The 13,016-nt window shown below is 52.3% G+C and carries 11 protein-coding genes; 8 read left to right on the top strand and 3 right to left on the bottom strand.

The features are described 5' to 3' along the window. Window positions 1-26 precede the first annotated feature (26 nt). Entirely contained in the window at window positions 27-1,154 is a 1,128-nt protein-coding gene (gene dnaN / locus EYR88_RS10850) for a DNA polymerase III subunit beta (RefSeq protein WP_131089652.1), read from the bottom strand. A gap of 468 nt (window positions 1,155-1,622) precedes the next feature. Beyond that, the gene (gene dnaA / locus EYR88_RS10845; RefSeq protein WP_131089651.1) at window positions 1,623-3,059 is read right to left on the bottom strand and encodes a chromosomal replication initiator protein DnaA; all 1,437 of its coding nucleotides are present in this window, start codon (window positions 3,057-3,059) and stop codon (window positions 1,623-1,625) included. A 516-nt stretch (window positions 3,060-3,575) separates the two neighbouring features. Here dnaA and rpmH point away from each other — a divergent pair. The 8 genes from rpmH to EYR88_RS10805 all read left to right on the top strand — a co-directional run bounded on the left by rpmH (window position 3,576) and on the right by EYR88_RS10805 (window position 9,194). Then, complete coding sequence (gene rpmH, locus EYR88_RS10840) at window positions 3,576-3,713, top strand: 50S ribosomal protein L34 (protein ID WP_075972541.1); 138 nt, start codon at window positions 3,576-3,578, stop codon at window positions 3,711-3,713. 65 nt (window positions 3,714-3,778) lie between these two features. Further along, entirely contained in the window at window positions 3,779-4,132 is a 354-nt protein-coding gene (rnpA, locus tag EYR88_RS10835) for a ribonuclease P protein component (RefSeq protein WP_131089650.1), read from the top strand. Next, complete coding sequence (gene yidD / locus EYR88_RS10830) at window positions 4,132-4,509, top strand: membrane protein insertion efficiency factor YidD (protein ID WP_131089649.1); 378 nt, start codon at window positions 4,132-4,134, stop codon at window positions 4,507-4,509. Before rnpA ends, yidD begins: the two co-directional genes overlap by 1 nt. Then, window positions 4,509-5,483 carry a membrane protein insertase YidC gene (yidC, locus tag EYR88_RS10825; protein ID WP_131089648.1) on the top strand — a complete coding sequence of 325 codons (975 nt, stop codon included), beginning with the start codon at window positions 4,509-4,511 and terminating at the stop codon, window positions 5,481-5,483. The genes yidD and yidC overlap by 1 nt, the downstream gene beginning before the upstream one ends. Before the next feature lie 2 nt (window positions 5,484-5,485). Next, on the top strand, window positions 5,486-6,013 hold the full coding sequence (locus tag EYR88_RS10820; RefSeq protein ID WP_131089647.1) for a R3H domain-containing nucleic acid-binding protein: 528 nt from the start codon (window positions 5,486-5,488) through the stop codon (window positions 6,011-6,013). A 46-nt stretch (window positions 6,014-6,059) separates the two neighbouring features. After that, window positions 6,060-6,701, top strand: coding sequence for a 16S rRNA (guanine(527)-N(7))-methyltransferase RsmG (gene rsmG, locus EYR88_RS10815; protein ID WP_131089646.1), 642 nt, complete (start codon window positions 6,060-6,062; stop codon window positions 6,699-6,701). 175 nt (window positions 6,702-6,876) lie between these two features. After that, on the top strand, window positions 6,877-7,800 hold the full coding sequence (locus EYR88_RS10810; protein ID WP_278184788.1) for a ParA family protein: 924 nt from the start codon (window positions 6,877-6,879) through the stop codon (window positions 7,798-7,800). Between the two features lie 194 nt (window positions 7,801-7,994). Further along, a complete protein-coding gene (locus EYR88_RS10805; RefSeq protein WP_131089645.1) occupies window positions 7,995-9,194 on the top strand; it encodes a ParB/RepB/Spo0J family partition protein in 1,200 nt (399 codons plus the stop codon). Window positions 9,195-12,690: 3,496 nt separating this feature from the next. On the opposite strand, the gene trxA is transcribed toward EYR88_RS10805, so the two are convergent. Then, window positions 12,691-13,014, bottom strand: coding sequence for a thioredoxin (gene trxA, locus EYR88_RS10800; protein WP_131089644.1), 324 nt, complete (start codon window positions 13,012-13,014; stop codon window positions 12,691-12,693). Window positions 13,015-13,016 lie beyond the last annotated feature (2 nt).

The following is a 13,016-nucleotide window of genomic DNA, read 5'->3' as shown; positions in this document are numbered from 1 at the left end:
AAATGTTCATCCGCCACTTTGCGGGTTTAGTTCGAGTTTGGCAAACGTACTGGCATCACAAGGTAGCGGTACTGATCCTGATCAGCTTCGTCCAGCTTCTTCTGACCGGTCAGCATCGCCGGCTTTGGAGCACTGGTGAACGAGAAACGAACAAAGTCAGTGGTGAACGAGTTCAAACCTTCAGACAGGAAGGTTGGGTTGAACGCCACAACAATATCTTCGCCGCGTAAGGAAGCAACGATTGCTTCTTCAGCCTGTGCGTCTTCGCCGGTACCAGCATCCAAGGTCAGCTGTCCATCGGTGAAGGCCATGCGAACTGGGGTATTTCGTTCTGCAACGACCGATACACGACGTACCGCTTCCATCAGTTCGCTCGTGCGAACCGTTGCATGGATCGGGGTGTCGCTTGGGAACAGCGATCGAATCTTTGGGTACTCGCCATTAATCAACAACGAGGTGGTGCGACGGTTGGAGCTTTCGAAGCCAACCATGTCACCGTTTTCGCTGATTGCAAGCTTCAGTTCGCCTGCACCCGAAAGAGTCTTAGCAACTTCGCTCAAGGTCTTGGCCTTGATCAAGAACGAAGTGGAAATCTCCGAAGTGTTTGGAGTCCAATTCAGTTCGCGCAGTGCCAAACGGTAACGGTCAGTTGCCAGGAAGGTGATCAGGTCGTTTTCAATTTCAACCTTGATGCCGGTGAGCACTGGGAGAGTGTCATCCTTCGAAGCAGCAACGATGACCTGAGAAACAGCAGCAGAGAAAGCCTGACCATCGATGGTGCCGGCAATTGCTGGAAGTTCTGGAAGCGTTGGGTATTCATCAACTGGCATGGTGGCCAGGTGGAAGCGTGAGCGACCACAAGTCAAAGAGATCTTGGTGCCATCGGTTTCAAGAGTCACCGTTGAGTTTGGCAATGAACGAGTGATCTCAGCCAAGAGCTTGCCTGATACCAGGATCGAGCCTTGCTCTGAGATGTCCGCAGGGATCTCAATGTGTGAGGAAATCTCATAATCAAATCCCTCGAGGCGAACTAAGCCGTCATGGGTAGTGATCAAGATGCCAGCCAGTACTGGTGAGGGTGGGCGTTGTGCCAAGGACCGAGCGGTCCAGGATACGGCGTCTGCCAATACATCCTTTTCAACGCTGAACTTCACGAAAAATCCGCCTTTCGGAACCCTTTGAAACTTAAGTCAGGCCAAGAAGGTTTTTCCCTCGCCAAGTTCTTAAGCATAGAGCAGGTAGTTGCACGTTCTCTCCATCTTAATCTTGCCACGTCTTGTTGATGCAAAGTCATCGCTCGGTCTCGGTTGTTGATGAGAGCTGCGAGAAAAAGATTTGAACAGGTTTGGCTCGAGGTTCAGGAGTGGACTCGTTATTTGGATGAATAAGTGTTTAAAGGAGAAGTGTTAATAACCCCTGTGGATACTGTGGACAACCCCCATCCACCGTGAAATGACGGCGATTGTGCATGTGAACAATCTGTGGTTGAAACTGACACTCAGTTCCAGCACCCTGTTGAAACTCAGTTCCACGATTTTTAACGTCCACATGGGTACCTATGTTTATCCGCAGGTAGTCACCAGATCATCCACAGTTTTATCCACACCTGTGATTTCTTGGGATTAATGCTCCCGCTGGCTCTGCTTAATGCGGTTAGTTAGCTCTGTGACTTGGTTAAAGATGGCTCGACGTTCCGCCATGAGCTCACGAATCTTACGATCCGCGTGAATCACGGTGGTGTGGTCGCGTCCACCAAGTTCGGCACCAATTTTTGGCAGCGACATGTCAGTAAGCTCACGCAAAAGGTACATAGCGATCTGACGGGCGGTGACCAAAGTACGGGTTCGGGACTTGCTGTTGAGCTCATCAATAGACAGCCCGAAGTATTCGGCGGTCTGCTTGATAATCGTTGACGGCGTGATTTCTTGGGCACCGTCTTCGCTGATCAGGTCCTTGAGTACGGTTTCTGCCAAGGCCAGATCAACGGACTGGTTATTGAGCGAAGCGAAAGCGGTGACTCGAATCAACGCACCCTCAAGTTCACGGATGTTGGTGGAGATGCGTGAAGCGATGTACTCCATGACGTCTCCTGGAGCCGAAAGGTTCTCAGCATCGGCCTTCTTACGCAGAATCGCGATACGAGTTTCCAACTCAGGTGGCTGGATATCGGTAAGTAGGCCCCACTCGAAGCGTGAACGCATACGATCTTCGAACCCTTGCAGCTGCTTGGGAGGTAGATCAGAAGTGATCACAACTTGCTTGTTGTGGTTGTGCAGCGCATTAAACGTATGGAAGAACTCTTCCTGCGTTGCGTCCTTATTGGCCAAGAACTGAATATCGTCAATGAGCAGGATGTCTACGTTGCGGTAGGTCTGCTTGAAGCTGGCGCCTTCGTCATCACGGATGGAGTTGATGAAGTCATTGGTGAACTCTTCTGAATTCACGTAGCGAACGCGAATACCTTTGTACAGGTGACGAGCGTAGTGGCCAATGGCGTGCAGAAGGTGAGTTTTTCCTAGCCCGGAATCGCCATAGATGAATAGCGGGTTATAAGCCTTGGCTGGTGCTTCGGCTACTGCCACTGCTGCAGCGTGGGCGAAGCGGTTCGAGGAACCAATGACAAAGGTGTCAAAAATGTACTTGGGGTTCAGCCGGCCGAATTCTTGCGAGTTCGATGGGGGCGTTGGCTGTGGTGCTGGCTGCGGCCGCGGACCTGGGGTCTCAGTAACGGCTGGTGCCGCGGGAGCTGGAGCAGTTGTTTCTGGAATTTCTTCTTCCAACTCGTCCGAAAGAGACAGATCAACGCTGACGGCACAGCGGATATCGTCTTGGAATACTTCGCGTAGGGCCTCATCTAGAGGTTCACGAAGTTGAGTCTGCAGGATGTCTCGCGTCAGGTCATTGGGAACTGCCACTAGCAACGTAGTTCCGATCAATCCTTGCGGCTTAGCCAACGATACGAAGGCACGGTAGCGGGCTTTGACGCGATCGTCGTCCTCGATCTTGCGAATGACCTGGCGCCAGGAGCTACCAATGCTATTGGTTTCGTCGCTGCTCACTAAGGGCGCCCCACTCTCGATAAAAATGCAATCTTGGTCACACGAATCTTGTTTCCAAGGCTCGAAAACGCCGTTTTTTGGACGACGTCTCCATTGATTCTATCCACCATCCACACAGTTATGCACAGCTAGGTGGAAAAAGTTGGCCACTAAACTGTGGAAAAGAGGTTTTCCCTTGAGAATAAGCGTTTTAAGCTTGGAGATGACCTGCGGTTTCGTGGCTAAATGTGAACTTTCTTTCGTTATGCACAGTAGTAATCCACAAGTTTGGGGTAGATTATTCACAGGCTAACCGCCTGCCGGGCGAAGTTGGTGGAACTGTCGCGCCAATTTGACCTATGGCGAACATTTTTCTATTGTTATTCAGTCCTGTGTGCTTCATTTGCGACTTGCTCATTTTTTAGAAGAGCCCGCGAAATACGCACACTTTTTATAAGTTACGAGCGTCATCCTGTTGTTCACTGCTAAATAGTCAACGGGAAGAACGCATCATCTAGATCGTCTTGGAGTGTCACCGTGAGCAAGCGGACTTTTCAGCCAAACAACCGTCGTCGTTCGAAGAAGCACGGTTTCCGTCTTCGTATGCGTACCCGTGCAGGTCGTGCCATCCTTTCGGCACGTCGTGGCAAGGGCCGCACCGAACTCTCAGCATAAATTTGCGACTCAGCTGTTGGCTTCATGATTTCAACGAGCTCAACTAAAGAGCTGGTTGAACCATCATGTTGCCAAAGAATCAGCGACTGCGCTTAGCGCAGGACCTAACAGTCACAGTACGTTCCGGCGTCCGAAGCGGACGCCGGAACGTCGTGCTATATGCACGCCGCCGCGAAACTGAAGAGTTTGCGGGGGACCGGTTTGGATTCATAGTTTCCAAGGCTGTTGGTATTGCCGTTAAAAGGAACCTCGCTAAACGACGAATGCGAGAAATCGCCCACGAGCTTCGGCGCGTAGAGGGCGATGTTGACTTTGTCGTACGTGCGCTTCCTGGCGCCTCGGAACTTTCTTGGGATGAACTTCGTTCCCAGATCAACGCATCATTTTCCGCTGCGTTAAGGAAGCTCGAGGATCGCTGATGCGTAAGGATTCTGCCCCCCGCACTGGGTTGCTGTGGATCATCATTGATATTCCACGCAACACCGTCATCGGGTTGCTAAAGATTTACCGAAAAATCATCTCGCCACTATATGGCGATGTATGCCGATACTTTCCTAGCTGTTCTGCCTATGGGCTCGAAGCGGTGACTCAGCACGGCGTTGTTAAAGGTGCCGGACTGACCACTTGGCGAATCCTTCGGTGCAATCCGTGGTCTCACGGGGGCGTCGATCATGTTCCTGAGGGACCAAGGATTTGGCCAGAAGGCAAACTGCCGAGGATCATAGTTCTGAATCATCCTGTGATTCCCGACGATGAAGACGCCGCGGATAGCGGCCGCAAGGAGCTCGACCACTGATGAACAACTTTCTAGACACCATATTGACTCCGTTTACTTATGCGGTGTCGTGGGTTTTGTGGGCATTCCACGAACTGTTCACTCGGATTGGCATGAACGAAGGTTCAGGCGTTACCTGGACCCTCTCGATCATCTTCCTTGTGCTGCTGATCCGTACGTTGCTGATTCCAGTATTCGTCAAGCAGATCAAATCGCAGCGCGCTATGCAGGCCTTGCAGCCTGACCTTCGCAAGCTTCAGGCGAAGTACAAGGGCAAGACCGACCAGATGTCGCGTCAGGCTATGGTTCAGGAGCAGCAAGAGCTGTTCAAGAAGCACAAGACTAACCCGCTGTCTTCCTGCTTGCCTCTGTTGATTCAGATGCCGTTCTTCTTCGCACTGTTCCGCGTACTGAACAATGCCTCGCACGCCAGCGAGAACCACCAGTCCGTTGGCGCCCTCTCTGTTGAGAACATCCGTAGTTTTGATAGCGCCGAGATCTTTGGTGCTCCGCTATCGGAAACTTTCTTGGGAACCTTCAACTCGGGCCATACCAACTGGGCCGTCGTAGTTGTTGCCGTCATCATGATCCTCGCGATGATCGCATCGCAGTTCTTCACCCAGCGCCAGCTGATGACCAAGAACATGAGCAAGGAGGCCCTCGAAGGCCCGTTCATGCAGCAGCAGAAGATGATGATGTACATCCTGCCGTTGGTCTTCGGTATCGGTGGTATCAACTTCCCAATTGGTGTTCTGATTTACTGGACCGCTACCAACCTTTGGACCCTGGGTCAGCAGTACTGGGTTATCCGTAACAACCCAACTCCAGGCTCCCAGGCAGAGCGTGAACTTAACGCTCGCCGCGCAACTAAGGGTTTGCCTCCAGTAGGTGTTAAGAAGGAAGACGCAGCTGCAGCCGCCGAAGAGGCAGCACTCCAGCAGGCTAAGGGCCAGCGTGACCAGCCAAAGCGAAATAACCGCCGGAAGAAGAAGTAGCGATGACTGCAACTGAGAATATTGACGCTCCAACCGTGGAGCCTCAAATCGTGGCACCACAAGACGCCCTCGACGAGGGTGAGGTTGCTGCAGACTACCTTGAAGAACTTCTGGATATTGCTGATCTTGATGGCGACATCGACATCGAAATCCGTGGCGGACGTACCTACATTTCGATCCTCACCGATGAGGACGATGACTCGCTCAATAGCCTCATTGGCGATAAGGGCGAGGTCTTAGACTCTCTGCAGGAACTGACCCGACTGGCAGTTCTTACCGCTACCGGTGAGCGTTCCCGTTTGATCCTGGACATTGCAGGGTATCGTACGGACCGTGCTGGGCAGCTGAAGAAGTTGGCTGAAGAAGCCATTGAGTCTGCTCGTTCAACGGGTGAAAAGGTCCACCTGGATCCAATGAGCGCCTACGAACGTAAGCTCGTGCACGACGTGATTGCCGATGCAGGATTGCACTCGGAATCCGAGGGTGAATCAACTCGACGCCATATCGTTATCTCGGTACTGGACAACTAAGCAACATCGCGCGCAAGCGTGCTGATCGACCTAAAGGACCAAGACCATGACTGAGGATCTCAGCCTTACTGCAGAAGAGACCCTGGCCGCTGAAAAGATCTTCGGCGACCGCCTGGATTTAGCTAAGCGCTATGTCCAGCACCTGGCTACCTCAGGCATTGAGCGTGGACTGCTTGGCCCTCGTGAGGTACCGCGCCTGTGGTCCCGTCACGTACTCAACTGTGCCGTGATTGAATCGGTCATCGAGCGCGACGTCGAAGTTGCTGACGTAGGCTCCGGAGCGGGCCTTCCAGGCCTCTGCTTGGCCATTGCCCGCCCTGACCTCAAGCTGACTCTCATTGAGCCACTAGAGCGTCGTTGCATCTGGCTTTCGGAAGTCATCGAAGACCTTGGCTTGGATAACGTGACGGTTATGCGTGGACGTGCTGAGCAGATGGTTGATGCCGTTAACGCTAGCTATGTCACTGCACGTGCCGTCTCCGCACTGACCAACCTCGCTGGCCTGACGATCCCCCTGCTCCACGGCAAGGGCCAACTTATTGCTATCAAGGGTCGCTCAGCCGCCGAAGAAATCGACAAGGCTTCCAAGGCCATCCGCAAGCTCGGAGGCAAGGAAACAGAAGTCCTCACCATCGGTGGAGAATTCCTCGCAGAGCCAACTACGGTGGTTCGCATTAAGGTTGGCTAGCCCAACGCGATAGTCTGTTTAATAGTTCTTGGGACGCTAACGGCAAATTTCGCGCGAGCTGTAGGCCTGAAGTTGTTTAGCAATTCCAATAACTTGTTTTGAATGTTTCACGTGAAACATTGTCGGTGTTGCCTTGAATATGGGTTGCATCAATTCACGAGGAGGAGTTTTACCTGTGTCCAAGACTAAGAGCTCATCGAGCAGCGCTTTTGACTTCAGTGACTCGTCCTCGCCACTGGCTACACAGATAGCTAGCGAACTTCGTCGTCGCGAAGCTTTGGAGGCCACCACGGTGCCAGCGCCTGATAAGACCCGCTATTTCACGATCTCAAACCAAAAGGGTGGGGTCGGTAAAACGACGACCACTGTTAACCTTGCTGCTGCTCTAGCGCAGGGCGGAATGAACGTTTTGGTGATCGACATTGATCCGCAGGGCAACGCCTCAACCGCTCTCGGAATTGAGCACCATGCCGAGGTCGACAGCATCTACGATGTGCTTATCAATGATCTTCCGTTGGCTGACGTTGTTGCAACCTGCCCAGAGCTTCCTAGCTTGCAGGTAGCTCCTGCGACGATCCACCTCGCTGGTGCTGAAATCGAGCTTGTATCCCTCGTGGCGCGCGAGCAGCGCCTACAGCGAGCCTTAGATGACTACGCACGTACGCGTCAGCGAGAGGGTCTCCCACGACTCGACTACGTGTTCATTGACTGCCCACCTAGCCTGGGCCTTCTGACCGTCAACGCTTTTGTTGCTGCACGCGAAGTTTTGATTCCTATCCAGTGCGAGTACTACGCATTGGAAGGACTGAGCCAGTTGCTGAAGAACATTGAGATGATTCAGAAGCACTTGAACTCCAAGCTGACCGTCTCCACGATTCTTTTGACCATGTATGACGGTCGTACCAAGTTGGCCGCGCAGGTTGCTAATGAAGTTCGCGAGCATTTCCCTGAGCAGGTTCTTGAAGCAGTAATTCCTCGGTCCGTTCGTATCTCCGAGGCACCTAGTTACCAGCAGACCGTCATTACGTACGATCCCAACTCAACTGGCGCACTTTCGTACAAGGAAGCAGCCCAAGAGATGGCCGAGCGCGGCGCTTAGTCTGCCTCAAGCCGTTCCACGTAAATAGATCGATATTTACGTATTTTTTTGTTTGTTTTTCGTGTTCACTTTAAGCGGTTTGAAGCGAAGTCAACACTGGAGCTAGGCTTTTGCGCGCGCATCCCCGTATGAAAGTTTAAAAACAGTAAACTAGTCTCGGGCTGAATGTTCGGACGAAAGGGCGTGCAATTAACATGGCAGAGAAGAAGCGTGGATTGGGTAGGGGACTAGGTGCTCTTATCTCGAGCTCGCCTGTCACGGAGATTGCCGAGGAGAAAGTCGATGTTTCACGTGAAACATCTTCGACTGAGACTAAAGCTGATTCCGCAAAAAGTAAGGCAGCACGTCCTGTAGACATGTTCTTTGAACCGGGTCGCAAGTCCTCGGCACCAAAGTCTGCTGCGCCAGCTGCAAGCAAGACTACGAAGCGACCACGCGCGACGATGCCAGGGTTGAATAGCTCGTTGTCCGCCAAGCCAGTGGTTGAACCCACCGAAGCTGAAAAGCCAGCTAAAAAGACTGCACCAAAGATCGAAGCACCTTCGGTGACAACCGATGAGACGTCCGATCTTGTTGAGGTGCCGGGCGCTAAATTTGCGGAACTTGATGTAACGCAGATTCATCCTAACCGTAAGCAGCCAAGAACCAATTTCGACCAGGAACACATGGATGAACTCATCCATTCCATCCGCGAAATTGGGCTTCTTCAGCCCATCGTTGTTCGTCCCTCACGCGAAGCTGATGACGCACCGTATGAGCTTGTCATGGGTGAACGCCGTTGGCGCGCGACGCAGGCGGCCGGCCTGGAAACCATCCCAGCAATCATCCGCGACACACAAGATAATGATCTTCTTCGCGACGCATTGCTTGAAAACCTGCATCGTTCGCAGCTGAATCCGCTTGAAGAAGCGGCTGCATATCAGCAACTATTAGAAGAATTCGACTGTACTCAAGAAGTACTTTCGGATCGTATTGGACGTTCGCGTTCGCAGATCTCCAATACAATTCGTCTCATGAAGCTGCCTCCACTGGTTCAGCGCCGGGTGGCAGCGGGAGTACTCTCCGCTGGACACGCGAGGGCATTACTTGGGCTTTCGAACAACGAAGCCATTGAGCAACTAGCCCAGCGAATCATCAACGAAGGCCTTTCCGTACGAGCTACGGAAGAAGCGGTAGCGCTCAGTGACGACAAGCCTAAGAAGACTGCAAAGAAAACCAAAGAGACTCAGCGTAACGAACGCCTAGACTTCCTCGCTACGTCGCTTGCGGACCGCCTGGACACGAATGTGAAGATCCAACTTGGCTCGCGCAAGGGTAAGGTCAGTATTGAATTCGCCTCCGTCGATGACCTCAACCGCATCATGCAGGTCATTGACCCTGAGATGAAGCAATAATTTAGCAGAAAAGGCGCATGTTTCACGTGAAACATGCGCCTTTTGCATTTAACGACGCGTTTCACGTGAAACATCATGGAGAGGAAGACGAACGGATGTTCTCGTCCTCAGTAATCCACAGACTCCAAGGGCATCGATAACTGGTGGAATCGACCGAGCCGAAGGAAATCCTATTCAGTCCTACCAGTGGTACCTGACGGGGCTGACGAATGCACACACCTGGGGTACAGGCCTCGCCAGTCTTGCGATCGAGGGGACAGACGATTGATAGGGTGATTAGCCGTGAAGTTTCACGTGAAACATTACGATTTCAACGTTTGACGACGCAGGACTACAGATTTATGCGACCGCAATCGGCGAAAGTTCGGTTGTAGGGGATCCGGGCTTAGAGCGAGTCTAGGAACGACAGAAGGATCCAGTCCGTCAGCCGCAAATTTGCCTCCAAGATGTAGCTCCAATATTGGGATGAAGAGGTCTCTGGAGGAATCACGGTGGAGATGTCAGATTCAAATGGGTCGGCGTTGAACTGCGAGTGTGTAGCTACAACGTCGGATGCAGCGTCGCAAACCACTAATGATCTTGCTGGCCGACTCAGTGTAGCTACCTGGCTTCTGCATACGTGGAGATATGCTTTCGCTCGGACTGCAACAACAGCATTGGGGAAGTGTCCCTGGGGTTGGAAAGATTGTCTGTCGCGAGGAATTGAACCACGGGCCTCAACTGAAGTACCGTAGCTATCTTCTAGAAACGGCGTTCCTGATTCGCTGTCACGAGTCTCCAAGGAACTACATAACTGTTCCACCTCTTCGAGATTGCAATACACGATGATCAGGGTTCATTAGATTAGAGATCGTTTTGGCTTCTCCACGGAGGTTCCGAGAGACTAGCGCGTCATCAGATGTAAGAGCGCTGATGCTACAAACATGAAACGCGATCACTGAGACGGATAGGGGATAGGAGCATCTGACATGATTCGCGGATGGACAGTTGCGGCGAGTAGGAATTGAAGCAATCAGTTGCGACTAGGCACGGGTTTCTGATCAGGATCGCCTGCGCTGAGTTACTGGTCTGTAGATTCAGCAGAGACGCACCATAAGTGTGCTCTCGACCTTCGCGACGAATACTGACGGTTTCTTCAAGCACCTGATGAGCTTCAGCTGGAGGGACTATGTGTCTACGGATCTGAATCAGTTCACCGAGGGGGAGTGGTTCTTGATCTACGTAGTGAGTTCATGCCTGTGTCTGGCGTCAGGCTTGAATGATTTCTCCGTGGGCGTGCCCCCGACTGCGGACACGTAGTTCGGTCCAGGTTCTGACGTTTCACGTGAAACATCCGTGTTCGGATGGCTTTCATAGGACTTTCTGAGACCTGCGGGGCGACGGGGCAGTTCAGGCCTTCCCATAAATAATTATTGGAGGCTCAGAAATTTCCTGTTCGATGATTATGTATTGGTGCTGATCAGTATCAGTGTCTCGTACTGTAAAGCTGAGCATCATGGGCGCTGCGGGTCTGTTGTTGAAACACGATCCATCCGTTGCCGCCTGTTCCTTGGCGTAGCAATGAACAGCAGGACTGTGAACAGAAGGGCGCGCCTCGAGTCGGTTCCATCCAGGCTGAGCAGTGCAAGTATTGGATGGGCACGACGAACTACATTGATGTTTCACGTGAAACAGTGGTGAAAAGTGCGTAATTGCGCAGGCACTTCCAGCGACGGATTGCCGTACGTTTCACGTGAAACATCCAAGCGGACTGGTGGCATAGTTCTTTAGAAATCCTGGAATGCAGTTTAGGTCGCCACGAGATTGGTATCCATCCAAGACAACATAGTGCTCACATTGTTCTGGGGAAGCCAAGTGAAGCTCAGTTAGCCATTCAACTGAGGACGGCAGGCTATATGGTGTCGAAGAATGAGAACAGGAAACGTGTCCAGAAGAGACGGCTTAGTACATAGAGACATGCGAGTATGTGACGGATGCGCGCTATGCCGAGCCCACGCTGAGTGACGGTCTCGCAGATCGAAATCGACGCCTGCCGCGCGATCAACGTTGTGGCCTCAGCGGTGGTCCCGACCTCATGTATTGACCCTTCAGAAGCGACAGGAGCTGATGCCGGAGTAGCCCCGGATCGGGCGACCATGATCGGGTGCGCCCAGAGAGACTTGCGCGGTTCATGGGCCGATAACTTCTGCTGTACAGCGTGACCTAGATAGAAGTTCGAGCTCGTAAGGAATGGATACCACTGGCCTGGTTTTATGCGAACAAAAGCGCCGAAGACACGTGTTTCAAGTGCCTAAATGCCCAACAGAACTCCTCTAGGGCAACCGAGCACCCCTTAGGTGCTCTACGGCCCCCTCAGGGGCCTCCAGAGCCTCCTCTCTCGTGAGAGGTTCCCCCACGTTTCCACGTGAGGCCCCTACGGCCTCTAGAGGCCGATTCTAGGCTGTCCAGTGATCCAGAGAGGTTCCGGGATGACTATAAGAACGAGTTTTGGGCCTATCGAGCGCATACTCTAGGCAATTGGTACCGCGATGAGTGCATGTCATGTCGGCAGAACGCATCAGGAGGCTGAACTCGCGGCGCTTGACGATGTATATCGAGCGTCGAAGGAAAGCTCACGAATTCTGGGGGAGAGCGAGCGGCTAGCTGACGTATGGCTCTCTAAGATCTAGTGAAGATCCGCTGAGTTTCAGGTGGGGTGTAGAGACTGTGTCCGGTCTTGAGGGAGAGCTCCTATGAGCGTGATGATCTCCTCGCCACCAGGTTGGTTGGACTGAAACTTGGACTAGATAGCTCCTATGGGAAATTTGAAAAGATTCGTTCAGTTGACTCTGTCCGTATGCTCCGTGTGGGTCGCGGACAGACACCGGGGCAGCAAGCTGAAGCTATAGACACTGAGGGCACGGACATTGCGAAGAGGATGTGTCTTTGACAGCTTGGGCGTTCAGGGGAGGAGCTATCGTTGTCAGCATCGGTGGCCAGGAACTCAAGATTCCATCTCGGTTCACAACATTTCCATGCGGGACTCGGAGAGCAAAAAAACCGACGTTTTAATCGATAACTACACATAGGTCTAACGCGTTGGTCTGAAAGAGTCGTGAATACAAAAACTGACGGGATCTACAAAGCAGACTTACACCGTGGAAGGAGGAGCTAGTTTTCCTCCCGAGGGAACCAACTGCAGTTCAAGGGGTTGCTCTGGCTGATTCGAGAGAAATGCAAATACCATTTTCGATCGTAGAGGATGCATCTTTGGCAATCACCGGCAGGCGCTTTGAACGAACCGCTCTCCTGAGCCCGGTGAGGACAGAATTCTAGTTTCAAGTAAGAATATCTAGAAAAACAAAGTAAATAACTTTCATACCGCATATCGTGCTCCAAATAGCTCTCAGGAGAGGCACCTAGTTCACCCTAACCCCAGCTAGGGTCTGAAAACATGCTGAGACAAGAAAAGGGGGATCGGCCGATGGCCGATCCCCCTTCTGGTAAAGCTAGTGACTTACAGGTACTCTGCAAAGTCCTTTTCGATGACAGCCTTTGGCTTAGCACCGATCGAGGTAGCTACGTGCTCGCCACCCTTGAAAACGTAAACAGCAGGGATGCTGGTGATGCCGTACTTAGCGGCGATGCCCTGGTTCTCGTCAACGTTGATCTTTACAACGTCTACCTTTTCAGCGTGCTCTTCAGCAATCTGATCCAGTACTGGACCAAGCTGGCGGCAAGGACCGCACCACTCTGCCCAGAAATCGACGATGACTGGCTTTTCGGAATCCAGAACTTCGCTCTGGAAGGTTGCTTCAGTTACTGCTTTTGCGTTGCTCATGA

It is taken from the genome of Arthrobacter sp. S41, from assembly GCF_004320535.1.
In the GTDB taxonomy this organism is placed as follows: domain Bacteria; phylum Actinomycetota; class Actinomycetes; order Actinomycetales; family Micrococcaceae; genus Glutamicibacter.
Note: the sequence above shows the minus strand (reverse complement) of the source record. Positions and strands in the feature narration are given on the sequence as shown.

Coding starts and splice junctions, on each gene's coding strand:
- rnpA (WP_131089650.1), top strand. CDS start 3,779: ATGTTGCCAAAGAATCAGCGACTGCGCTTAGCGCAGGACCTAACAGTC.
- yidD (WP_131089649.1), top strand. CDS start 4,132: ATGCGTAAGGATTCTGCCCCCCGCACTGGGTTGCTGTGGATCATCATT.
- yidC (WP_131089648.1), top strand. CDS start 4,509: ATGAACAACTTTCTAGACACCATATTGACTCCGTTTACTTATGCGGTG.
- EYR88_RS10820 (WP_131089647.1), top strand. CDS start 5,486: ATGACTGCAACTGAGAATATTGACGCTCCAACCGTGGAGCCTCAAATC.
- rsmG (WP_131089646.1), top strand. CDS start 6,060: ATGACTGAGGATCTCAGCCTTACTGCAGAAGAGACCCTGGCCGCTGAA.
- EYR88_RS10805 (WP_131089645.1), top strand. CDS start 7,995: ATGGCAGAGAAGAAGCGTGGATTGGGTAGGGGACTAGGTGCTCTTATC.
- trxA (WP_131089644.1), bottom strand. CDS start 13,014: ATGAGCAACGCAAAAGCAGTAACTGAAGCAACCTTCCAGAGCGAAGTT.